The following is a 23768-nucleotide window of genomic DNA, read 5'->3' as shown; positions in this document are numbered from 1 at the left end:
CGTTTATTTCACCTCCGCAGTTTCTTGCTGTACAAATGTAACTGTGCCGTTACCAAGTGATGCAATTTCTGCTAGTGACTCAACACGAACTCCTTGTCCACGAAGCTTCTTTCCTCCATCTTGAAATGCTTTTTCAATAACAATACCAATTCCTGCAATACTTGCTCCTGCTTGCTCTACTAAACTCATTAAACCTAAAGCAGCCTGACCATTTGCTAAAAAGTCATCGATAATTAAAACACGATCATTTTCATCGATATGATTTCGAGATAATGAAATTTCATTCGTTTCTTGTTTCGTAAATGAATATACGTTTGCAACGTACATATTATCTTGTAACGTTAACGATTTACGTTTTCTTGCAAAGATTACTTTTACACCAAGCTCTAATGCAGCCATAACTGCTGGTGCAATGCCTGAAGATTCAATCGTCACGATTTTTGTAATGTTCTCTTCTTTAAAACGTTTAGCAAATTCTTTTCCGATCTCTTGCATAAGTACTGGGTCAATTTGATGATTTAAAAATGCATCTACCTTTAATACGTCACCAGATAAAACCTTTCCTTCGTTCAAAATCTTTTCTTGTAATACTTTCATGTTTGTTCCCCCTCTTATGCAATAAAAAACTCCAAAAGCCGCCACCACTCGTTACAAGTGAGAGACGCGCTTTTGGAGTTTCGCAAAAAAGAATGCTAAACAAGCAAATATATTCGTCCTCACTCATAGTCAAAGTATTTACGGTACTTCGGTAGAAACTTGCAGGCCATATCCCCGCGATTATATGAGTGTAGCTAACTATTTATTTTATAGATGGATTATAACGCACTTTTTATACTTTTAAAAGCATTTCTTAATAAAACACGTACAAATTTTATAAAAACATCATTTTTGTTCGATTTTTGTAAACTCTTACATATTATTTCAAAGTGTCGTTAAAATAATCGGCCCATCTTTTGTAATCGCAATTGTATGCTCATATTGCGCTGATAATTTCCCGTCCATCGTTCTTGCAGCCCATCCATTTAAATCTACTTTCGAATATCGCATACCTACATTGACAATAGGCTCAATTGTAATTACCATTCCTTCTTGTAGTTCAGGCCCTTGTCCTTGTTTCCCAAAATGAAAAATTGCTGGTTCTTCATGAATCTCTTTACCAATCCCGTGCCCCGTAAAGTCTCTTGCAACCGAAAAACCTTCAGTAGCTACATAACTTTCAATTGCATAGCCAATGTCTCCTACATGATTACCGATTACCGCCTGATCAATCCCTTTATATAAAGCATTCTCAGCTACTAACAATAACCTTTCTGCTTCATCAGAAACATTTCCAATTCTATACGTCCAAGCAGAATCTGAAAGACCACCATTTAAGTTTACTACCATGTCAATTGTTACAATATCCCCCTCAATTAAAGGAACATTGGCGGGAAACCCATGGCACATTTCAGCATTTACAGATGCACATATCGCATATGGATACCCGTTGTACCCTTTCTGTTCAGATGTTGCACCATGCTTTTCTAAATATGCTTCAACAAACGTATTAATTTCTTTTGTCGTAATACCTGGTTTCATCATTTTGGCAATTTCCCTATGACATGAAGCAAGTAATTTCCCAGATTCATGCATCAAATCTATTTCATTTTTCGTTTTAATTGTATTCATTCTACCTCTCCTTGCTAAACCTGCTATTTGCTACTAAAGTTCAATCATACACATCCTCTGTCAAAATTTCAAAACTCCCAATTACAACAAGTACAAAAATATGTATCCTATACTTCTAAATCAAAATAAAGAAACAGAAGATCCCCTCTGTTTCTTAATCATTTTTACATATATAATTCATTTTCAAAAACTCAAAACAACTACCATTTGTTTTCTGTATAAACGTTCCAACAGCTTCAAATCCTGCTCTTTTATACACTTTAATCGCTCTCTCATTACATGTCGCTACTGATAGCGTTATATAATTACAACCATATTTTTCTTTACTAAAAGCTAGTCCAGCGTTTACGAACTGTAAACCAAATCCATTTCCAGTTATATCAGGTCTCATTCCAAGACCTATATCAACCGTTCCATCATTTATTTTACAAACAGTAAAAAAACCAATGAGAGTGCCGTTTTCCTTCACAGAAAATGTATGATTTCCTCTACTCTCATCATGTAAAAACTCAGCTAAATCTTCTTCATCTGCACCTATATCGTAAAAGGAATACCTCCCTTCATAATGCCAGTTATATGCAATTTCTTCTGCTTCTTCTTGCGTCATTACTGTATATGTATAATCCATTCTTCTATCCCCCTTGAAAAAAAGAGCTGCAATTAAGCAGCTCTTTTTTATAACTCATAGATTTCTTTATACTTCGCTTCTAAATAATCTGCTAAGTAGTTTGCATTTAATCCTTCACCTGTCACATCTTCTAAAATTTCAAGTGGCTTTTTCGTTTTACCGTATTGGTGAATATTTTCTGTTAACCATTCACGAATTGGTGTTACGTTTCCTTCTTCTAATAATGCATCAAAGTTCGGAATGTCTTTTAACATTCTTTGCTTAAATTGCGCTGCATACATATAACCAAGCGCATAAGATGGGAAGTATCCAAATGAACCACCAGCCCAGTGAACATCTTGCAATACACCTTGTGCATCGCTTTCCGGACGAATTCCTAAATATGCTTCCATCTTATCATTCCAAGCCGCTGGCAAATCCTTCACTTGTAATGTACCATCAAATAATTCTTTCTCAAGTTCATAACGAACCATGACGTGAAGCGGATATGTAAGCTCATCTGCTTCTATACGAATGAACGATGGCTTCGATTCGTTAATCGCATCATAAAACTCATCTACTGATATATCATTGAATTGACCATCGCTATACTCTTTTAATAAATCATAATTTTTCTTCCAGAATGATTTATTACGACCGATAAAGTTCTCAAAGAATAATGATTGTGACTCATGAATACCCATAGAAGTTCCACTACATAGCGGTGTACCTTCGAATTTCTCTGCAATATTTTGTTCATATACAGCATGGCCACATTCATGAATTGTTCCAAACACTGCCATACGGAAATCTTTTTCATCATAGCGTGTTGTAATGCGAACGTCCCCTCTATTTAATGTAATCTCAAATGGATGTACCGTTTCATCAAGACGACCTGCTTCAAAGTCATAATTCAATTGCTTTAATAACTCTAATGTAAAGTTCTTTTGTTTTTCTTTTGAAAAATGTTCTGATAAAGCACTTGTCTTTAATCTCTTTTGTGACTCCGATATTTCTTTTACGAGCGGAACGATACGCTCACGAAGTTGACCAAATACGTGATCTAACACTTCTACTGTAATACCTGGCTCATACATATCTAATAATGTATTATATTTATATGTTTCGTAACCCCAATATGTAATGAATTTCTTTTTAAATTCAACTATTTGTTCTAAATACGGACGGAACATTTCGAAATCAGATTTTTCCCGAGCTTCTTCCCACACACTTTCCGCTTTCGCTTCTAATTTCACATACGCCTCGTATTCCGCTTGTGGAATTTTCTTATTTCTATCATATTCTTTACGACACTCTTCAACCATTTTCTTCGTCGTTTCAGAAAGTTTATTTTCACTTATTAAAGCTTCAAGCTCTGTTAAATAATTTCCCATCTCATCTGAAGTCGACATGACAAACACTTCTGATGAAAGCATACCAATTACTTCTGAACGCTGGTCTACACCTTTTTTAGGCGCACCTGTTCTTAAGTCCCAAAACATTAAGCTTAATGCTTCACCGTAATTTTGTATCTTCTTCACATATGTTAAAAATTGTTTTTCTACTTCATATGTAGCTACTGTCATCGTATAAAACCTCCCTTTTCTACCTCAAACTTAATTCGACATGGAAACCTAAATTCCTTTTATAATAGAAAAAAAGCTTGGCAAGCGCCAAGCTTTCTCCTTATAATTCTTTACCTTCTACTGGTAGTACGTTTTTCACCGCTTCTATCACTTTCTCATCTTCTGTATCAGATAAGAAGATTGATATAGCCCCTTTATCGTCGCTCGTACGAATTAAACGTCCAATCCCTTGACGAAGACGTAAAATCATATACGGTACATCTACATCCCAGAATGGATCATTTACATGTTTACGCTTCGCTTCAAACACAGGATCGTTTGGAGGGAATGGTAATGACCAAATAATAACATGCGATAATGATGAACCAGGAATATCTAAACCTTCCCATAAATGAACAGCACAAAGTACAGTCTCTTCTTCATTTTGGAAACGAGAAACGAGCTGACTAATTTCTTGATCCCCTTCATATAGGAACGGAACGGACATTTGTTCTTTACTTACATATTCTTTAAACGCTGCAAGTTCTTGTGTTGTACGGAATAATACAAGTGTACGTCCATTTGTTTTCTGTATATTTTCAAGTGTATATTGACACTTTCTTTCCCATTCATTTTCTTTCGTATGCGATAGTAAGTTTACTGCCATTTGCTCTGCATAATCAAACGGTGAGGCAACTGAGAATGATAAGTAATCTTTTACCCCTAGGCTATTTGCTGTAAATGCGAATGAATCGTTGTTAGATAATGTAGCAGAAGAGAAAATATACGGGATTTTCTTCGAGAATACTTTCTCTTGTAATACTTCTTCAACTGCACGTGGCATAATCACTAACGTGAAGGCTCCATCACCTTCTTCACCCCATGTAATTACATTTTTCTCATGCATGAACAGACGAAGTGAATGTTCTAATACATCTAAATGTTCATCAACGATATTTAAATCATACGTGTTTACTGTATGCATTTCACTTTCAAATACTAATGCATCACCGACTTCACCAATTTTCGCATAAAGTCTATTCGCTTCAGCTGTTACTTTTTCTGTCACAGTAATTTCTAAACGATCAGAACCGGCGATTTCCTTTTTATTTTCTTGTAACACATCAAAGAATCGCTCTGTTTGCCAAATTGTTTCTTCTACTAAATGTGCAAACTCTTCACGAATATCATTTTGCAACAATCTTGTTAAAAGTTGCTCCATCATCGTTTGCTTTAAACGATATGTTAAAGCTTTTTGAGCTGCATATTCTACAAGATGTCCTTCATCGAATACAACGCAGCTACTTTCAGGTAATAACGGAATTTGCCCTTCACGCTTACGAGCATCGTACGTCCAAATATGATCCATGTAGAAATCTTGAGAACAAATAATTAAATCTGCCGCTTTACGATAATGTTCACGAGAAAGAGTTTGACCACAACGATGACGAGAATCACAAGTGAAGCAATCTTGGAAGTAATCCCAATTTACTTTTGACCATTCCTCATCATTTAAAAGTGGAAATTCTTTTCTGTCGCCGTAGTGAGTAAAGTTTTGCATCGTACCATGATCGAATACAAACTGTGGTAATTCGTAGTATACATCTTCAATTACTTCTGGAGCTCGTCCACTCATAACATCTTCAAGTTTACGTAAACATAAATAATTATCCATTGATTTCGCAAGTCTAACATCAACAGATAGTCCTAATGCTTCAGATAACTTAGCAATGTCTCCTTCTTCTTTCACAAGCTGCTCAATTAACGTTTCATCAGCACAAGCGATAATAGCTGGTTTTCCAGTATAACGCGCATAGCAAATTGCATATAGAAGATATACAATTGTTTTCCCTGTTCCTACACCCGCTTCTGCGAACATTACTTTCTTTTCTTGGAAAGCACGCTCTAATTGAAACGCCATAAAAATTTGTTCATCACGCTCTTCAAAGCCTTTTTCCGGAAGGATATCGTAAAACACATCTCCAATCCATTCATTCAACTTATCATAAAAATTATCTTGTTTTCCTACTTCAAATGGTAATCTCTTCTCAGTAAACATCCTTAGCCTCCAACCAAAAAGTTTTTCTATAAAAAGATATAGCAACTGCTACTCATATGTGTGCAGCCACTTTCCCCTGTTGCCATACATAGAAATACACGAAAAAAAATTTTCCTTTCGAAAAAGGAAAATTTTTTTCTATATTAATGACTTTAAATACCGTTTATCAATCGCTGTTTCGTGTGAAAGAGCTGACAAATATTCTTCTTGTGCTTTTTGTATTTCCTCTACAATCGCACCTTGGCTATCCACTTCTTTCCCGATCTCATCATACGTACGATGAATAGCTTTTTGAATCATAGATAATTGGAAACTATCCATATCACGTCCTCCTTTACGCATTACATAATAGCCAGTATATGCGCGCTGGAGGAGTTTTATACTATGAATTACGCGGTGGACGTTTTCCGAAGTATTGGTAGTAATCTGTACGGATAAATCCATTAAACAGTTTACGTTTCTTCGATGCATCTTTTCCATAACACTTTTCAAATGCTTCGTAGCTTGTTAATACGTACGCTGACCATGTATCTAATGGGCGGAATACTTGTCCCATTTCTTTGTACAATTGTTCAACGAGTGCTTTTTCACTTAAACGTTCTCCGTATGGAGGATTCGTTACAACATAGCCATAATCCTCTTTTGTCGTGAAATCTTTTACTTGCATTTGTTTAAATGTAATTAAATCACTTAAGCCCACTTCTTCTGCATTATCTTGAGCAACTCGGATCATACGATGATCAATATCTGATCCAATGATTTGTAGTGGTTGATTATAATTCGCTAAATCTTCAGCTTCTTGACGAGCTTCACGCCAGTTTTGTTTACCAACCCAGCCCCACTCATCTGATGCGAAGCCACGGTTAAATCCTGGTGCAATATTTTGTCCAATTAATGCTGCTTCAATCGGAATTGTACCTGATCCACAGAAAGGATCTACGAAAGGACGATCCGGCTTCCAGTTTGTTAACTTAATTAAAGACGCAGCCAATGTTTCTTTTAATGGGGCTTCCCCTTGATCCATACGGTATCCACGTTTATGAAGTCCAACACCACTTGCATCAATTGTTAATGTTGCAATATCCTTGAGCATTGCGATCTCGATACGGAATAACGGACCATCTTCTTCAAACCAAGTTGTACGTTTATATGTTGTTTTTAATTTTTCAACGACAGCTTTTTTAACGATACGTTGGCAATCTGAAACACTGAACAACTCAGATTTTAACGATTTACCAATTACAGGGAACTCTCCATTCTCTGGAATATAATCTCCCCAGTTTAATGCTTTCGTTTTTTCAAACAGCTCATCAAATGTTGTCGCTTTGAATTCGCCAACTTTAATTTTCACACGGTCCGCAGTACGTAACCATAAGTTCGTGCGGCAAATCGCCTTTTCATCTGCTTCAAATGTTACTTTGCTGTTTTCCACTTGGCATTCATAACCAAGATCACGAACTTCTCGGGCAACTAACGCTTCAATACCCATTGCCGCTGTTGCAATTAAAGTAACTTTTCCCATTTGCATTCACCTCTTATGTATATTTAAACAATAATTAATAACAATTTGTCCTATTAATCATTACATTTTACGAAGAATTTTCTCATTAACCATTTTAACTCATAATTTATAACTTCATACAAATAAAAAGCCCTCCTCTAACAAAGGAGAGCTGAGTTATTTCATAGTTGGTTCATAACGTTCTGTAAGCCATGTTCTGTTCCTTTGTACTGCAAACGGCCCACGCCTCGTACTCCGGTGGCAATCATCTATCTACAGGTTATATAACCTGTCCTTTCCCATCGTTCATTTCCTTGGAAAAGATTCCCCTACCATTATTTGGGTTTCTCGCTCGTGGGGTTTACCTCGTTCCACTCCTATCATTTCTTCAAGGACTTCGTCACTGTGGCACTTTAAAGGTAGTCAAACCATATCCGAAAGGACTTAGGTTTTTTCCCTGCCGTTAAACCAGCCTTACAGCCAGAATACCCTAGCTTATGAATTGGCTAGGCACGAACACTACAGCCATCTCAGGCCGTGCGAGCATGGACTTTCCTCTACAACGTTGGCGTTGCAGCGATTACCCAAACGTTATGACATCCATTAGTATAGTGGAAACAAAAAGATTTTGCAATGTTTTTTTCTATGTAAAATGCTTTAACCTTTTTACCACTAGAAATTATTCGTATAACTTACTTCCAAATACAGCTTTTTCTAAATTAGATAGACGTTTTAAAATGTCCGTATTCGTGTTGTTATATACAGGTTGTGCAACTGGTGTTTGTACAACTGGTTGTTGTGGCACTTGCGTTGCTACTAATTTTTGTTCCTCTAATTCACGCTTTAAACGAGCATTTTGTTGCTTTAATTGATCAAACTCCTTGTGGAAAGCTTCATAGTCTTTAATGATCATATCAAGAAACTTGTCTACTTCTTCTTGTTGATAGCCTCTCATGCCTGTTTTAAATTCTTTTTCTAAAATATCTTTCGCCGTTAATTTAATTTTATCCGAAATCATTTTCTTCACCTCAAATTTTTGCCAAAACTTTCATTACCTAAATTTTTTCAGAAACAATGCCTTTTGTCAATCATATATACGAGTACTATATTACATATTACTCAGCATTATTCCACTGTTCCTCTTCTATTATATCTTGTAAATCAGAAAAAAGAATAAAATAACTGTGATAATTTTCTATTTCTCCTTTTTTCTTTGCTGCTTCTACAATATATTTGGGACTCCCTGGTTTTTCTTCATCATATACAGCTAAAAGTGCATCACTTTTTTCAATAAAAAATTGATTTTTTAATTTAAATTGTTCCGGGCTTTCGTACTTCCGTTTCGTAATACTATCAATATGGTCTGCTTGAGAGAGAATACATTCGTAATATTCACGGTTATCTTCCTTCCAGCTTTCTTCTTGTTCTAAAAACGGAGTAAATACCGCTAATTTTAGATCTGGATATTCTACTTGAATTTCAAAAACAACTTCAGCAGCCCATAATTCGACTCCTAACTGCCCACTTATTATCACCCATTCCAAACCTTCTTCTACAAAAGTAGTTAATTTTCGATGCAATACTTTTTTTATACATTCCACCCCTGGATGATCATTTTTAAATATACCAAGTTCAAATGGCTTATATCCCGTTACAGCAATAACTTTCATATCAACACTCCAATTACAAAAAAAGAACTAGCATTTCGCTAGTTCTAACATATCATTTACTTTTTAAATATTCCACCAACGTTTGGTCCAATATTCGGACCTACTGGTGATACATTGTTTGGTAAAAATGGTGATACGTTTGGTCCGAATGGTGATACATTTGGTCCTGGTCCAAATGGTGATACGTGATGTCCATGATGTCCATGACCACATGGTCCACATCCGCCGCCGAACCCTGGGTCGATCGGGTCTACAACATTTACATTCGAGTTTGTTTGTGGGAAGAAGTTTTGGTTTTTAATTTGTTGATGATGAACATGTGTTGTATGCGTTGGGAAAATGTGTGGCACCACCGTTGTTGAAAAAGAATGTGTTACACACTGTTTCGTCGGATGAATGACAGGAGCAGTTGTACAGATAGGTCCTACAGGCTTATGCCCTCCAAAACAAGGATGACAATGATGCATAGTTTTTTCTCTCCTCTCTCGTTAAAAAAATCTGACTACACTTTACAATATGAGAAAAGAGAGAAAGCCGTTTGTTATATATACCCATTTATTACAAGGAAATTTGTCTAGCCTTCTGCTTTATACGTAATGCTTTTTATAGACAACCCCCAAGATTACTTACCAAAAAAACCTCCAACTTGCTTTACAATACCTGTCACTTGGTTCATCGCATTCATCATTTGTCCAGCTGTATTCATCATTTTATTTACATCATAGTTACCATCTGAGTTTTTAAATTGGGAAACAAAACTAGAAAATTGACTCGGTTGCTGTTGTTGTTTTTGTTTATTCTGCGTCGGGTACGGTTGTTTTGGTGGATAAAACATCGCTTGTTGATTTCCATAGGGAGATGGTGGTGGCATATAGTATTGTGAATTCATATAAGGTTGCTGTTGTTGATCCATATAAGGCTGCTGTTGTTGATTCGTATAGGGTTGCTGCTGTTGATCCATATAGGGCTGCTGCTGTTGTTGTGGTTGATTCATAAACGACACTTCAAATGGCTGGTAATAATTTTGATTTCCATAATTAGGCTCGAAAGGATACATATTATACCGTAAATATGTATCCGTATTATATTGGTACATATTTTGCTGTGCATATGGATTAGATTGCTGATATACGTTAGATTGTTGAAACATGCATTCTCTCCTCCTTCACATAAGTTTCTACATATATAATATGTACTTGTAAAATAATTTGTGTGGCGGAGTCTCTGTCTATTTTTGTCGGAAGTTTAAATTTTTAAAAAATTAAAAAAGAAAACCCTTCCATGCTATGATAGTGAAGAAGAAGATTCTCATGGGGGAGGAATCAACATGGTATTAGGGGATTTAAAACAAGCGTTTTCTCAAAAAAAGGGGTATTACACAGAGAATGTAAATGAATTGTTAGACTTTGCGAGACATTGGTATCTCGAAGGAAAAATATGCATTTCAGATTACCGAACATTAATAAAAGAATTAGAAATAAACGGTGCAACAAAGCCTACAACAATGACAGAAGCATAAAAAAACAAGAGGGTTTCCCCTCTTGTTACTTACATTGCTCAATTATATTTTGCAAAGTATACGAAATGGCTTGATGTGTTTCAAAGAATCGCTTACCTTTACCTTTATTTACAAAACATTGCAAAACATTTGTCTGTAAATTATCGTACACTTGATCAATTTGCTGAACATGTATATACTTCGGTTTTTCTTCCTTAATCCATTTATAAGCTAATTCTTTCCACACTTTTAATTCCTCATCTACCATATCTACAAATGGTTTCATATCGTTATAAAAATCGTACTCAATCATTTCTCTTTTTTTCACATTCGCTTCATTATTATACTGCATGAGTTTTTCTGAAGATTGTATTAATGCTTCATACTTCATTTTATTCCCACCTTATTATGCACTCACTACGACGTTTTGAAATGCCTTCACCCAATTCCCTTTTTCTTCGTGATGCACTAATTTATTTTCCATATGCTCAATATGCATTTCTGTTATTTCTATTTTATTGCATATTTTTTCACTCGTATCCTTCAATGCATGATTCATTCTAATCCCTATATTCATTTCCAGCAAATCGAGAGAACTTAACATTTGATCCATTGTTTTCATTACATCTTCCTTCTGAACCATCGCCATATACAAAACGCCCCCTTCTTTGCTTTTCCTTTGTCATGTAATTTCGCCGAATGACTCCTCACTCCTGCTCACATGACAAAACTAGTTGTTATTCGTCAAAGAAATCATTTTGTATGTCATTTATAGAAATGGTAACAATACAAAAAGGAGGTGTATGAAAATGCCAAAGAACAAAAACGAAAAAAAGAAAAAACAAAACAAACAAAATAAACCCGAGACTGGCAACCCTAAGTTAGATGGTCCAAACTTCCCTGCTACATAAAGTGAAACTTTAATCAGCGGGGTTTTTGTTCATCCCACTGATTATTAGCCTTCTCAATCGGGCTTTTACGGGCAGTTGATCCACACCTAAATTCTTTGCTTTCACTGAATTTTGAGACGTGGGTCTTACTGCCCGGCAAGTAGCGGGATAAAGTGAGACTTTAGCGCTTTTACAAAAAGCTAATTTCTGAAGCATCCTTAATCTCTTATATTCATTACGTTTTGAGATTAAATTCTTAGCATACACGGCAGGATTACTTCACATTAAGAAGTCCCGTCTTCATTTATGAAGACGGGACTTCTTTTTTATTATATCACGAACTCATCCATCCTTTTAACAAAACGATTTACGATAGAAGCAACATAGATTTGCTCCCTCTTTCTTTTATACCATTCTGTTATATCAACTTCACCCTTATACTCTTCCAGTAGAAACAACTCATTTATTTCCTTATCTCTACAAAACCAATCTCTCATACTTATTTCCTTATGTGCAACGACAGGATAAACCTCTCTAAGGGCTGGCGTACAAGATTTTCTAGCTTCTCTTACATAATATTCATAATCTGCTCTTGATCCTGTGTGTATAGTTTGCAATGCAAACCTATGGAATAAACTTTTATAATTCGGATGAAACAGTAACTCCGCTAATTTCTGCCCTAGTTCTATACGCTTTTGTAACGTTTCAAATTGATAAACTGAAAAACCATACATCCTCCCTTCAACAGTCGGAAAAATAACAGCACTAATATGAAGCATTTCTTGCAATTTAAAAAGTGCAGTATGGAATACATGTTTTTTAAAATATGCATTCTCAATAACTGGTTTTTGAATTTTATTTTGCTCATTTATAATAAGCGCTGTCATGAGCCTATTTATATCTTTTTTTTCCCAAAAATAAATCCATTCTTTTTCCATAAAAATTGATACGTTAAAATATTGTAACAAATAGAATAGTGGTACCTGCCTCCTCTTACTTTCTTCGTATAACAATAGCTGAGGAAATGCATCTAAAAAAATAATCCAATTCGCTTCTTCATAAGTCAGAAACAAATGTTTTTTTACTGTTTGAGGTAAAACAGTAGCATAATATCTCCCTTTTAAATCAGTCATATTCCATCCCGCATTTCTCGAGACCATACTTGCTAAAAAGGCCCACCTAATTTCACTGTTCCTTACATAATATTCTTGATAAGACTGTGTTCGAGAAATGTTGTCCATATTAGCCATTTCTATTTTCCTCTTAATGTTATAAACGATTGTTTTTTCTTCGTCTGTACAAACCATATTTTTACGATATTGTTTAATTTTCTCATAATCATTCCATGTAAACATAAATAAGTCATCATACCTTTCTTCAAAAAGGTCACATCTTTTTTCATTTTTTGTTATAATCACCTTTGTAAGTAATTCTTAGCAAGTTGGGAGTGGACACACTATGACCATTCGTTACCCAAACGGAAAACGGTACAATCAAGCTTCACAACCTCATAAAACACCAATTAAAAAACATACTTATAGTAATAGAGGTATGTCCCTTGAAGAGGAATTGAATGAAACAAATGAATATTACTTAACCCATAATATTGCATGTGTACATAAAAAACCTACACCTCTTCAAATTGTAAAAGTAGATTACCCCGCTCGAAGTGCTGCAGTGGTAAAAGAAGCGTATTTTAAACAACCTTCTACAACAGATTACAACGGTGTATACAAAGGGAAATACATCGATTTTGAAGCGAAAGAAACAAAAAATAAAACCAGCTTTCCACTTCAAAACTTCCACCTTCATCAAATTGAACATATGAAGCGAGTAATCGTTCATGATGGAATTGCATTTGTTATTATTAAATTTACACTTTTTGATGAACTTTATTTACTAGATGCAAAACATATTATTGCATTTTGGAATCGTCAAAATACTGGTGGACGGAAATCGATTACGAAAGAAGAAATAGAAGAGCATGGATCTTTATTATCATGCGGTTATCACCCTCGGATTGATTATATCCGTGTACTAGACACGGTTTATTTTTCGTGATAGAGTCATCACTAAGGCTCTTTTTTCGACTTTTGGGGGAGAGAATGAAAGGTAGGAGAAAGTATAATGTCAGATAATTATCGTTCTCGTACAGAACGAAATCATGTAAAAAATCAAAAGCAAGAAACAAATAAAGAAGAAAAACCAAAGAAAAAAGGCTCCTTTTTTAAAAAATTCCTTATAGGTTGTCTACTTCTTGGTATCGTTGGTCTTGTAGCTAGCGTTTCCGCTTTCTTTGTTATGGTAAAGGACGCTCCAAAACTAGACAAATCAAAACTTGTCAATCCTTTATCAACAAAGTTTCTTGATAAGAATGGGAACTTTTTCTATGAATACGGTGCTGAAAAACGAACCCACGTTACGTATGATCAAATTCCAAAGGTAGTTGAAAGTGCATTCCTCGCAACTGAGGATTCACGTTTCTATGATCATAATGGAATTGATTTTAAACGAACTACAAAAGCAGTTATGGAAAATGTCACTGGAGGGTTCGGATCTCAAGGTGGTAGTACGATTACACAACAAGTAGTCAAAAACTATTTTTTAACGATGGACAAAACTGCGAAGAGAAAAGTACAAGAATGGTACCTTTCTTACAAATTAGAGCAGCAATACTCTAAACATGAGATCTTAGAAATGTACTTAAATAAGATTAACTTAGGTAACCGTTCGTACGGTATTGCAACAGCAGCCAAAAAATATTATAACAAAGATTTAAAAGACTTGCAGTTACATGAAGCTGCGATGCTCGCTGGTTTACCCCAAGGTCCTAATATTTATGATCCAACAAAAAAAGAAAACGTTGAACGAGCTACACAACGTCGTAACGTCGTATTATCATTAATGAATCGACATGGTTATATAACAAAAGATGAAATGAATAACGCAATGAAAATCTCTGTAACTGAGGGTCTTCAACCGGCTTCAGAAGTAACTGAGATGAAGTATCAAGCATTTTTAGATGCTGTTGTAAAAGAAGTTGAAAAAGAATATCCCGATATAAATATCGGTTCAGATGGTTTAACGATTCATACAACACTTGACCAAGATGCTCAAGATTATGCTGAAAAAATTATGGATGGCAATCTTATTAAGTATCCGAACGATCAATTCCAAGGATCATTCGTATTTATGGATACACAATCTGGAGAAGTTCGAGCAATTGGAGCTGGGCGTAAAGAAAGTAAGTCTACTTTCAAAGGTCATAATATGGCCACTGATTTAAAACGCCAAGTTGGTTCAACAATGAAACCAATTTTCGACTACGGTCCAGCAATTGAGAATTTACAATGGTCTACATATCATCAATTAAATGACTCAGAGTATACGTATTCCACTGGTAAAAAAATACGAAATGCAACAAATAGTTACAAAGGTGACGTTTCACTACGTGAAGCTTTGAAAAAGTCATTAAACATTCCAGCTTTAAAGACAGCTCAAGCGGTTGGTCTTCCTAAGTCACAAGCGTTTGCTGAAGGTTTAGGTATGACATTTAAAGACGGCAAAACATATGAATCAACAGCAATTGGTAGTAACGATAGTTCTCCATTACAATTAGCGGGGTCATATGCAGCCTTTGGTAACGGTGGGAACTACAATAAACCGCACTTCGTAAAAGAAGTTATCTTCCCAGATGGGAAAAAGAAAAGTTTTAAACCGAAAGAACAACGTGCGATGCAAGACTACACAGCTTACATGGTGACTGACGTTCTTCGTGACGTAGTAAAACCTGGTGCTGGCGGTACTGGTCCAACAGCATACGTTTCAGGTGTTGATGTTGCCGGTAAAACAGGAACACAAAACTTTGATGAAGACGTTCTTAAAAAATATGGTATTCCAGCTGATGCAAACAGAGATAGCTGGTTCGCTGGATATACACCGCAATATACAATGGCAGTATGGACTGGTTACGAAAAAAATGGCCCAGAAAACTACATTAGTGATCGTTATACTAGAATTGCACAACAAATGTTCCAAGTAATGATGAGCAAATTCGCTACAGATAAATCCCGTTTCGAGCGTCCTTCTTCTGTACAAGAAATAAACGGAGAGTTATACGTAAAAGGTGCGAAAAAAGATGCAATTAAACAAATTAAAGTAGATGCACCTAGTGGTCTTAATGTCACTTTCGATGGCGCTAGTACTGTTACACTAAACTGGTCTGGACCAACAGAAGTTGATGCGTATGCAGCAAGCTATAAAGCGACTGACGGTTCAAGTGGTAGCCTATCAATAAGTGGTACGACAGCTTCTCTTGGTGGTATTAAACCTGGCGTTACTTACAGCTTCTCTGTAGTAGCGAAAAAAGGTACTGGAACAAGCCCTGCAATTGGTGCATCCTTCACTGCACCTGGCGGAACTCCAGATGCGAAGAAAGCTGAAGAAGAGGCTGCCAAAAAGAAAGCCGAAGAAGAAGCTAAGAAAAAAGTTGATGAGGAAGTACAGAAAAAAGCTAATGAAGATAAACAAAAACAAGAAGAAGCTCAGAAAAAAGCTGCTGAAGAGCAGCGTAAACAACAGCAACAGCAACAACAAGAACAACAACGTAAACAACAAGAAGAAGCTCAGAAAAAGGCTGCTGAAGAAGAAGCTGCTAGAAAGAAAGCCGAAGAAGAAGCTGCTAGAAAGAAAGCTGAAGAAGAGGCTGCTAGAAAAAAAGCTGAAGAAGAACAACACAAGCAACAAGAACAACAACAAAATACCGGAGGAGATACCCCTCACGCAGACGGAAATGTTGTCACAACAGAGTCTTAATACAAAAAAAGAAGTCCTTTCTCTTAACGAGAAAAGGACTTCTTTTTTGTTATCATTTTCTTAACATATAGCTTTTCTATTTCAATATACAACTGCGCTAACTGAATATAGGAATGATAATTATTCGGTTTCTTTATAATGAACGAATATCGCTCCATAAAATTAACTGGTTGTACTTCCAATTTACTCGTATAAGCTTCCATTTCATTCAAACTATGAACAGGTTGCTCATTTAGCCAATATATAATCGATAACAAATGTGCCGCAAAAAGAATCATTGGACCTTCAGCTTCTTGCTTATTTCTGTTTCGAAATAGTGTAGCAATGTCTTCATGCTTACTTTTCCATACATTCAACAGTACAGGAATACTATTTTCAATTTCATTCCACGGCTCATATTGTCTTTCAATATCAAATATAAAGTAAGTATTTTGTATTATTTCTTCAAAAGACTGATCTGTATGATACATAATCGAAGTTACGCTTTCTGTAAAAAATGGTAAGCACCGAAATTCTTTCGGTATTTCTATAACTCGCTCCATCCTTTATTTCCCCTTCATTCGCTTCTTTCCTTCACGACACACTTCTAGTAATCGGCACTCTTCACATTGTGGTCGCTGTGCTTTACAGTGGTAACGCCCAAAGAAAATCATACGATGATGTGTAACGCCCCATTCATCCATCGGAACTTTCTTCATTAATGTCTTTTCTACTTCTAACACCGAATCTTTCCACCTACAAATCGCTAACCGTTTACTCACTCTCTCTACATGCGTATCAACAGCAATCGCTGGAATTCCAAATGCAACCGAAACAACTACATTCGCTGTCTTTCTTCCTACTCCTGGTAATTTCGTCAGCTCGTCACGGTCTTCTGGAACTTTCCCGTTATAATCAACTAGCAACATCTGGCACAATTTTTGAATATTTTTCGCCTTATTTCTAAACAATCCAATGGAACGTATATCTTGTTGTAATTCTTCTAAAGACACGCTTAAATAATCTTCTGGTGTTTTATATTTTTGAAATAAATTTTTCGTCACTTTATTTACAAGTGCATCTGTACATTGTGCAGATAACGCCACCGCGATTACTAATTCAAATGGATTATCATGAATTAATTCACAATGTGCTTCTGGATACATATCCGCCATTGTGTCTAAACAATAGCGAATTTGCGTTTTATTTAACATATACTTCCTCCTACATTACTGCTCCAACCAATTATAAAAAGGCACTTTCCCAGTAAATTTCGTCTCTTGTTTTGTCGTTTGCTGCGTTCGTTGTTGATTTGCTCTAAATTTCCGTCCTTGGTTTTGGGCTTGATCTACTGTTTTAATACCATTCTTTTTCCACTCAAATAAAATACGATCAATATATCGGAAATTAAGCTTACCGCTCATTACAGCTTCCCTGAGGGCCGCTTGAATTAAATTCGGATGATGTTGATCTTGATCTTCCCACATACCCAACGTTTCACATTCAAACGGAGAAAGTGGTCTTCCAAATTCTTTTTCAAATACTGTATATAAATTTACTTGCAGTTGTTTTATTTCTTTTTGTTCTTCCTCTATTGATTCGTTCATTAAGAAATGCAATATTTTTTCCCATAGCGGTTGTAAAGAATAACTTTCACACATCATCGCTTCTGATTTTTGTCCACCTTCTAGTGATAAAAAACCTTTTTGAATCAATGTCTGAATTACTTCCATACATTTCATTTCAGTAATCGTCATCCGTTCTGAAATCTCTGACGGAGTCGGAAACGAATTGCCCGATTCTAAAAATGTGTGTACATGAAGTACAACCATAAATTCCGTTTCATTTAACCCTAATTTTTTATAATGCATCATAAGTAATTTTGGAATTGCAATGCTTCCCTGCTCAAACCACTGTAACATCATTTTCTTTTTCATCACCAAACACCTCGCTCTCTAGTATAACACACCTTTCGCTATTTCTTTTTGCCACAATTCGTCAAAAAAACCTTCCTATTATGTAGGAAGGTTTTTTTGTATTGCGTTAATAAAATATACAATTAAGCTTGCACTTTACTTTTCATAAACGTATGAATGCGTTCTAATGCTTTCTCTACTTGTTCAAGAGATGTCGCATATGATAAACGAACGTTATTTGGAGCACCAAATCCTGTACCTGGTACAAGAGCCACTTTTTCCTCTTCTAATAGAGCTTTTGCCCAATCATCCACAGTTTCGTATCCTGATAAAGCTACAGCTTCTTTTACATTAGGGAATAAGTAAAATGCACCTTGTGGTTTAATGCAAGTAAAGCCAGGGATTTGAATTAATTTATCATAAATAATGTTTAATCTTTCTTCAAATGCTTGACGCATTGTTTCTACAGGTTCTTGTGAGCCTGCATATGCTGCAATTGCGCCGTATTGAGCGATTGAAGTAGGGTTTGACGTACTATGACTCGCTAAGTTCGTCATCGCTTTAATAAGCTGCTTATTTCCTGCTGCATATCCAATACGCCATCCTGTCATAGAATGAGATTTAGATACACCATTAATAATAAGTGTTTGTTCTTTTAATGCATTAGAAAGCTGGGCAATCGAAGTATATTCTGCTCCACCATAAATTAATTTTTCATAAATTTCATCTGAAACGATTAAAATATCGTGTTCTAAACATACTTCTCCAAGCTGTTGTAATTCCTCTTTGCTATAAATCATTCCTGTTGGATTGCTCGGTGAATTAATAATAACTGCTTTCGTCTTCTCTGTAATTGCCTCACGCAGCTGCTTCGCTGTAATTTTGTACTCATTGTCTTCCAGGCCTTCTACGTAAACTGGCTTACCTCCAGCAAGCTTTACTTGCTCAGGATAACTTACCCAATAAGGAGTTGGGATGATAACTTCATCTCCTTCATCAAGTAACACTTGGAATAATGTATATAATGCATGCTTTGCACCGTTACATACAATAATTTCAGATGGATCATACGCAATTCCTTGATCACGTGTAAACTTCTTCACAATTTCTTGTTTTAACGCTTGTAATCCACCTGTTGGTGTATACTTCGTATGTCCTTCTAACATCGCTTTATGTGCAGCATCCATAATATGTTCTGGCGTATTAAAGTCAGGTTCTCCTGCCCCTAATCCAATTACATCATGACCTTCTGCTTTTAATGCTTGTGCCTTTGCTGTAATTTCTAAAGTTGCAGATGGTGTTAAAGCAGCTACTCGCTTTGCTAATTTCATTTGTAGTTCCCCCTACATCTATTTTTCAATGCTGTAGTGACCAGCATAAGCCCCATTTTGAAACTCTAAATAATAATACGTATAACGATCTTCCTGATCAATATATGTAATTTCCCACAACGGAATATCGTTTTGAGCACCTAATTTTACTTTTATAATTTCTTTTGGCTTTGGCTTTGGCTCATCACCTTTTCCTGTAGCTTGTTCAGCCAACTTTTGCAAAGCTTCTTTTTCAGGAATACCTTCACTCTTTTTCTTCACAAGGACATTCCCTTTTTTATTAGGCACCCAAACAATAATTTGTTCTCCTTTTTCGTCTACACCTTGTACGACTGTATATGAAGAATTTCCATTATAATAATCAACAGATTTTACTTTTGTAAGCTTTGCCTTTTCTTTTGCAATTTCTACAGATTTTGCCTCTTTATGGATTTTCTTTTCCATTGCTTTATTGTAAACATACGCCCCATATATTCCGCTAGCAACGATTACGATAACGATTGCAAAGATCCACTTTTTCATTGTATCACTACGTTCTGTAAATCGTAAATACAGCTATTTCTTTATCTTTTTCGTCTAATGCTAATCCGAACATGAGGTCCTGTTCTTTTAACGTACGATTCAAACTATCAACAATTTTATACAAGTCAGACGAATATTTAATACGCGTCGTTGATAGGACTTCGATTTTCTTATCCATGAAAAAACTCCTCCGTTACACAAAAATTTCTAATTATAGAAGAACGCAATACGGTTACAATAAGAGTACATTCTTTACAACCCCTGCTTCATCACCCATCTATTATAGCAGGACATGTACTGCAAAAAAAGGTTTCAAGTCGAAAACCAATACATTTTGTATACAAGAAGTAAGAAAAATAAAATTCCTCCTACCCACATTTTTTACGCCTGAAGCTTAAATGTACTTCAGGCGTATTTTTCTTCCAATTTTATTTATTTGGCCATGCCTTTAATTGTTCTAATAATTCTTCTAGAGGGCCTTCATAAAGCGGAACAGTTGGGATTGATTGTAAAAAACGTTTTCCATAAGAAGCGCTTATCAAACGACGGTCTAATACAAATACTGTTCCGGTATCTGTACTTGTTCTAATCAGACGACCAAATCCTTGTTTGAAACGCAAGATTGCTTGCGGGAGTGCTAACTTAGCGAATACGTCCTCTCCTTGATTTTTTAAACACTCTCCTTTTGCTTCCATCATCGGTTGATGAGGAGGCGTAAAGGGAAGCCGTACAATAACAAGACAACTAAGGGCATCTCCAGGTATATCTATCCCTTCCCAAAAACTACTTGTTCCTAACAAAATCGATTTGTCGAACTCTTGAAATTTACGAATGAGACGACTTCGGCTCTTATTATTTACACTTTGCGTTAATAATAAATACCCCTCTAATTCTTCATCATTTTTCAAATTCGTATACGCTTCTTTCAACATTTCATACGAAGTGAATAAAACAAGCATTCTACCTTTTGTAGCTTTCGCTATTTTTGCAATATGTGCCGACACAGATTCAATATATTCTTCATTACTTGCTTGCTTAATAAAAGGCACATCTGTTGAAACCATTAATTTCATCTGTTCTTCAAAACGGAATGGTGATGGAACCTGTAATGTATTGGGAGCAAAATCATGTAAACCTAGCTCCTCTTTTATATAGTCAAATGAATCGTTTACTGTTAACGTTGCTGATGTGAAAATAACACTCTTTTTCTGTGTTAAAAATTCATCCGCAAGCCTTTCACCAATATGAACAGGCTGTGCATATAAAACGGTTGAATGAATTGTTCCCTTCGTTTCAGTCTCCATCCATGTCACGTATGAATTTTTTTCTAAAATGAGTAATTGTAAAGATTGTTCCATCTTTCTCAACAACTCAATTAAATGCATAAATTCACCTGTAACAACATGCATCTCCCATTCTAATTTACTTTGCAATATATCAACTTGCTTCTCAAGTGTAGTCAATAATTTTCTTACATCGTATACAAAACGATTTGTTAACTCGGTAATGCTATCCCATAACTTACCTTTCTCTACTTCCGTGTTATATCGATAAATGAGTGGCATATTGCTTATCCCTTGTTCCTGCTTTGTTTGTTTAAAGATGAAAGCACGTAACATTTGGAATAGCTCATCCGCATCAAATTTCAATTCCTTCAAACTATGACTCACCATACGGAAAGTCGAACGAGAGGCTTGCTCTGATTTTTTCATCATTTTATATACTTTAGAAAGTACATCATCTGTTTCTAGCGTACCAAAACGAGATAAAACTAATTGAAAATACATACAGGAGAACTGTTCACCTAATGTTCTACTCGCCGCTTCCTCGATATGATGAGCTTCATCAAAAATAATATGTTCACATGAAGCAAATAGTGGTTCTTCACTTGAAAAATCTTGAAATAATAACGCATGATTTGTAATAACGATATCTGCAAATAATGCTTTATTCTTTGCTCGTTGATAAAAACAACGGCTATACCAGTTGCTTTGCATCCCGCCTGGACTATGTACATCACTACAAATGCGGTTCCAAAGTAACTTTCCGCCCTCAGGAATATTTAATTCATCACGATCGCCAGTTTCTGTTTGCAATAACCACACTAAAATTTTTGCCTTTGTGAGCGCCATATCATAATTTTTCTCTTCCTCTTGCAAAGCATATTCAAATTTATGTAGACAAAGATAATGCTTTCTTCCTTTCAAAAGAGCTACTTCAAATGAAAATGGCATTATTTTCTGTAATAATGGAATTTCTTTTTCTAATATTTGTTGTTGCAGTTGTACTGTTTGGGTACTTATGATGACAGGTTCTTCTTTTTTCGTTGCAAAATAAATACTTGGAAGTAAATATGCAAGAGTCTTCCCTGTTCCTGTTCCTGCTTCAATTAGTGAAAACCTAGAATCTCTTAGTGCTGTATATATTTCCTTCATCATAATCTGTTGGCTTTCTCTTTTTTCAAACTTTGGCATATTCAATTCCAGGTTATCGATTGCCTTATGCAAGAAAGCATCAAATTTAGATGAACATGTTTCACTGAGATTTAAAGCATAATTCCGTTTTCGAAGCGCAATATTTCGATACACTTCATACCCCTCTGCCGCTTTTCTACCATGCATCATTTTCTTTAAAATATTTTCAGAAAGTACATCCGCTATATCACTTTGAAAAACATCGCTCAATTCATAGAGCGATTGCAAGGTGACAAGTGGTAACTTTTCAATTTCATTTAAAAATTGTAAAAATAATTCCGCTGTTGCAAGAGCATCACTATCCGCACGATGCGGTTGATCGTGCTCTAATTCATGTTGTTTAGCTAAATCACGTAATTTATAACTATCAGCCGTCGGCAAAAGAATTTGCGCCAACTCAACTGTATCAACTTTCGGACAATGTACTTCTGTATATCCAGCCTGCCTTAATTCTTCCGTTAAAAAATTCCAATCAAAGTGAACGTTATGTGCAACGAAAGCTGCACCTTGCAATAGCTCAACAACCATCGGGGCTACATCTTGAAATAACGGGGCTTGCTTAACCATACTCTCATCAATCCCTGTTAATTCTGTAATAAATGGCGGAATCTCTCTCTTCGGATTAATAAAAGATGAAAAAATCTCTAATATCTCTCCATCTTCCACTACAACAGCTGCGATTTGGGTAATTTTATCCTTCCCGTCCTTCCAGGAGTTCCCTGTCGTCTCTAAATCCACAACGACATAACGCTTACTCATATATGTAACACCTCAATTTCTTACCTATCAAACGCAAAATTATATAATGTTACTATACCACGTTTTATCTCATCTTAATGAAAAGATGCACAAAAAAGCTACCTCCGTAATAGAGATAGCCTTCTTACTTATAATATTGTACCCGCTTTTTCAGCGCCTAACATTTGGATAATTTGATTATCATCGTCTAATACTGCAATTTTCGGCTCTTGGTTATGAATATTTTCTTCTGCCACTAAACCGTAGCAAATAATAATAACTTTATCCCCTGGCTGTACAAGCCTTGCAGCTGCACCATTTAAACAAACAACACCGCTACCGCGTTCTCCTTTAATAACATATGTCTCTAAGCGAGCACCATTATTGTTATTTACAATTTGTACTTTTTCATTTTCTACAATATTTACTGCATCCATTAAATCTTCATCAATTGTAATACTACCTACATAATTTAAATTTGCTTCTGTTACCGTAGCGCGATGTAACTTCGCTCTCATCATTGTGCGAAACATAG

Annotated in this window: 26 protein-coding genes, 1 other RNA gene and 1 riboswitch; of the genes, 4 read left to right on the top strand and 23 right to left on the bottom strand. The window is 35.7% G+C overall.

The features are described from left to right. Positions 1 to 3 precede the first annotated feature (3 nt). The 12 genes from DN389_RS03885 to DN389_RS03825 all read right to left on the bottom strand — a co-directional run bounded on the left by DN389_RS03885 (position 4) and on the right by DN389_RS03825 (position 10220). The gene (locus tag DN389_RS03885) at positions 4 to 597 is read right to left on the bottom strand and encodes a xanthine phosphoribosyltransferase (protein WP_098802008.1); all 594 of its coding nucleotides are present in this window, start codon (positions 595 to 597) and stop codon (positions 4 to 6) included. 106 nt (positions 598 to 703) lie between these two features. Then, a riboswitch (purine riboswitch) is annotated at positions 704 to 805 on the bottom strand. A 116-nt stretch (positions 806 to 921) separates the two neighbouring features. After that, entirely contained in the window at positions 922 to 1668 is a 747-nt protein-coding gene (locus DN389_RS03875; RefSeq protein ID WP_149236831.1) for a type I methionyl aminopeptidase, read from the bottom strand. 154 nt (positions 1669 to 1822) lie between these two features. Further along, positions 1823 to 2296, bottom strand: a complete 474-nt coding sequence (locus DN389_RS03870) for a GNAT family N-acetyltransferase (protein WP_088121745.1) — start codon at positions 2294 to 2296, stop codon at positions 1823 to 1825. Between the two features lie 47 nt (positions 2297 to 2343). Continuing rightward, positions 2344 to 3861 (bottom strand): carboxypeptidase, encoded by a 1518-nt coding sequence (gene ypwA, locus DN389_RS03865; protein WP_000215108.1) that lies wholly within the window; start codon positions 3859 to 3861, stop codon positions 2344 to 2346. A gap of 100 nt (positions 3862 to 3961) precedes the next feature. Next, positions 3962 to 5899, bottom strand: a complete 1938-nt coding sequence (locus DN389_RS03860; protein WP_046958936.1) for an ATP-dependent DNA helicase — start codon at positions 5897 to 5899, stop codon at positions 3962 to 3964. Between the two features lie 138 nt (positions 5900 to 6037). Beyond that, a complete protein-coding gene (locus DN389_RS03855; protein ID WP_000376888.1) occupies positions 6038 to 6220 on the bottom strand; it encodes a DUF3921 family protein in 183 nt (60 codons plus the stop codon). 61 nt (positions 6221 to 6281) lie between these two features. Then, complete coding sequence (locus DN389_RS03850; protein WP_000521230.1) at positions 6282 to 7421, bottom strand: THUMP domain-containing class I SAM-dependent RNA methyltransferase; 1140 nt, start codon at positions 7419 to 7421, stop codon at positions 6282 to 6284. 180 nt (positions 7422 to 7601) lie between these two features. Then, positions 7602 to 7992: RNase P RNA component class B (gene rnpB, locus DN389_RS03845), an RNA gene on the bottom strand. Between the two features lie 87 nt (positions 7993 to 8079). Then, the gene (gene gpsB, locus DN389_RS03840; RefSeq protein WP_000622425.1) at positions 8080 to 8418 is read right to left on the bottom strand and encodes a cell division regulator GpsB; all 339 of its coding nucleotides are present in this window, start codon (positions 8416 to 8418) and stop codon (positions 8080 to 8082) included. A 97-nt stretch (positions 8419 to 8515) separates the two neighbouring features. Next, positions 8516 to 9070 (bottom strand): SLOG family protein, encoded by a 555-nt coding sequence (locus DN389_RS03835; RefSeq protein WP_149236830.1) that lies wholly within the window; start codon positions 9068 to 9070, stop codon positions 8516 to 8518. A gap of 56 nt (positions 9071 to 9126) precedes the next feature. Continuing rightward, positions 9127 to 9537, bottom strand: a complete 411-nt coding sequence (locus DN389_RS03830) for a CotD family spore coat protein (RefSeq protein WP_046955205.1) — start codon at positions 9535 to 9537, stop codon at positions 9127 to 9129. A gap of 155 nt (positions 9538 to 9692) precedes the next feature. After that, positions 9693 to 10220 carry a YppG family protein gene (locus DN389_RS03825; protein WP_097914893.1) on the bottom strand — a complete coding sequence of 176 codons (528 nt, stop codon included), beginning with the start codon at positions 10218 to 10220 and terminating at the stop codon, positions 9693 to 9695. A 177-nt stretch (positions 10221 to 10397) separates the two neighbouring features. On the opposite strand from DN389_RS03825, the gene DN389_RS03820 reads away from it, so the two are divergent. Continuing rightward, on the top strand, positions 10398 to 10589 hold the full coding sequence (locus tag DN389_RS03820) for a YppF family protein (protein WP_000242661.1): 192 nt from the start codon (positions 10398 to 10400) through the stop codon (positions 10587 to 10589). A 25-nt stretch (positions 10590 to 10614) separates the two neighbouring features. On the opposite strand, the gene DN389_RS03815 is transcribed toward DN389_RS03820, so the two are convergent. Next, positions 10615 to 10959, bottom strand: a complete 345-nt coding sequence (locus tag DN389_RS03815) for a YppE family protein (RefSeq protein ID WP_149236829.1) — start codon at positions 10957 to 10959, stop codon at positions 10615 to 10617. A 15-nt stretch (positions 10960 to 10974) separates the two neighbouring features. Next, complete coding sequence (locus tag DN389_RS03810) at positions 10975 to 11217, bottom strand: hypothetical protein (RefSeq protein ID WP_001252042.1); 243 nt, start codon at positions 11215 to 11217, stop codon at positions 10975 to 10977. A gap of 85 nt (positions 11218 to 11302) precedes the next feature. Here DN389_RS03810 and DN389_RS28355 point away from each other — a divergent pair, with 85 nt between their 5' ends. Beyond that, positions 11303 to 11479 carry a phage portal protein gene (locus DN389_RS28355; protein WP_080345072.1) on the top strand — a complete coding sequence of 59 codons (177 nt, stop codon included), beginning with the start codon at positions 11303 to 11305 and terminating at the stop codon, positions 11477 to 11479. Between the two features lie 308 nt (positions 11480 to 11787). Here the strand turns inward: DN389_RS28355 and DN389_RS03805 are convergent, their stop codons facing one another. After that, positions 11788 to 12813, bottom strand: coding sequence for a DUF2515 domain-containing protein (locus tag DN389_RS03805; protein ID WP_002108635.1), 1026 nt, complete (start codon positions 12811 to 12813; stop codon positions 11788 to 11790). Positions 12814 to 12916: 103 nt separating this feature from the next. Between DN389_RS03805 and recU the strand changes: the two genes are divergently transcribed. After that, on the top strand, positions 12917 to 13519 hold the full coding sequence (recU, locus tag DN389_RS03800; RefSeq protein WP_060489634.1) for a Holliday junction resolvase RecU: 603 nt from the start codon (positions 12917 to 12919) through the stop codon (positions 13517 to 13519). Positions 13520 to 13585: 66 nt separating this feature from the next. Next, the gene (locus DN389_RS03795) at positions 13586 to 16273 is read left to right on the top strand and encodes a PBP1A family penicillin-binding protein (protein ID WP_149236828.1); all 2688 of its coding nucleotides are present in this window, start codon (positions 13586 to 13588) and stop codon (positions 16271 to 16273) included. Between the two features lie 23 nt (positions 16274 to 16296). On the opposite strand, the gene DN389_RS03790 is transcribed toward DN389_RS03795, so the two are convergent. From DN389_RS03790 to panD, 8 genes are all read right to left on the bottom strand, one after another. After that, positions 16297 to 16815, bottom strand: a complete 519-nt coding sequence (locus tag DN389_RS03790; RefSeq protein WP_060489629.1) for a YpoC family protein — start codon at positions 16813 to 16815, stop codon at positions 16297 to 16299. 3 nt (positions 16816 to 16818) lie between these two features. Then, the gene (gene nth, locus DN389_RS03785; RefSeq protein ID WP_149236827.1) at positions 16819 to 17466 is read right to left on the bottom strand and encodes an endonuclease III; all 648 of its coding nucleotides are present in this window, start codon (positions 17464 to 17466) and stop codon (positions 16819 to 16821) included. Between the two features lie 15 nt (positions 17467 to 17481). Continuing rightward, positions 17482 to 18189 (bottom strand): DNA replication protein DnaD, encoded by a 708-nt coding sequence (dnaD, locus tag DN389_RS03780; protein WP_000728549.1) that lies wholly within the window; start codon positions 18187 to 18189, stop codon positions 17482 to 17484. A gap of 122 nt (positions 18190 to 18311) precedes the next feature. Next, the gene (aspB, locus tag DN389_RS03775) at positions 18312 to 19499 is read right to left on the bottom strand and encodes an aspartate transaminase AspB (RefSeq protein WP_000761545.1); all 1188 of its coding nucleotides are present in this window, start codon (positions 19497 to 19499) and stop codon (positions 18312 to 18314) included. An 18-nt stretch (positions 19500 to 19517) separates the two neighbouring features. Beyond that, complete coding sequence (locus DN389_RS03770) at positions 19518 to 20021, bottom strand: cell wall elongation regulator TseB-like domain-containing protein (RefSeq protein WP_046955209.1); 504 nt, start codon at positions 20019 to 20021, stop codon at positions 19518 to 19520. Positions 20022 to 20028: 7 nt separating this feature from the next. After that, entirely contained in the window at positions 20029 to 20199 is a 171-nt protein-coding gene (locus DN389_RS03765) for a YpmA family protein (protein ID WP_000358351.1), read from the bottom strand. 250 nt (positions 20200 to 20449) lie between these two features. Beyond that, entirely contained in the window at positions 20450 to 23254 is a 2805-nt protein-coding gene (gene dinG / locus DN389_RS03760) for an ATP-dependent DNA helicase DinG (RefSeq protein ID WP_149236826.1), read from the bottom strand. A 128-nt stretch (positions 23255 to 23382) separates the two neighbouring features. Further along, positions 23383 to 23766, bottom strand: coding sequence for an aspartate 1-decarboxylase (panD, locus tag DN389_RS03755; protein WP_000490178.1), 384 nt, complete (start codon positions 23764 to 23766; stop codon positions 23383 to 23385). Positions 23767 to 23768 lie beyond the last annotated feature (2 nt).

Source organism: Bacillus sp. AY3-1 (assembly GCF_008368785.1).
Classification (GTDB): Bacteria; Bacillota; Bacilli; order Bacillales; family Bacillaceae_G; genus Bacillus_A; species Bacillus_A wiedmannii.
The sequence above is the reverse complement of the archived record's forward strand: the minus strand, read 5'-3'. Positions and strand labels throughout refer to the sequence as shown.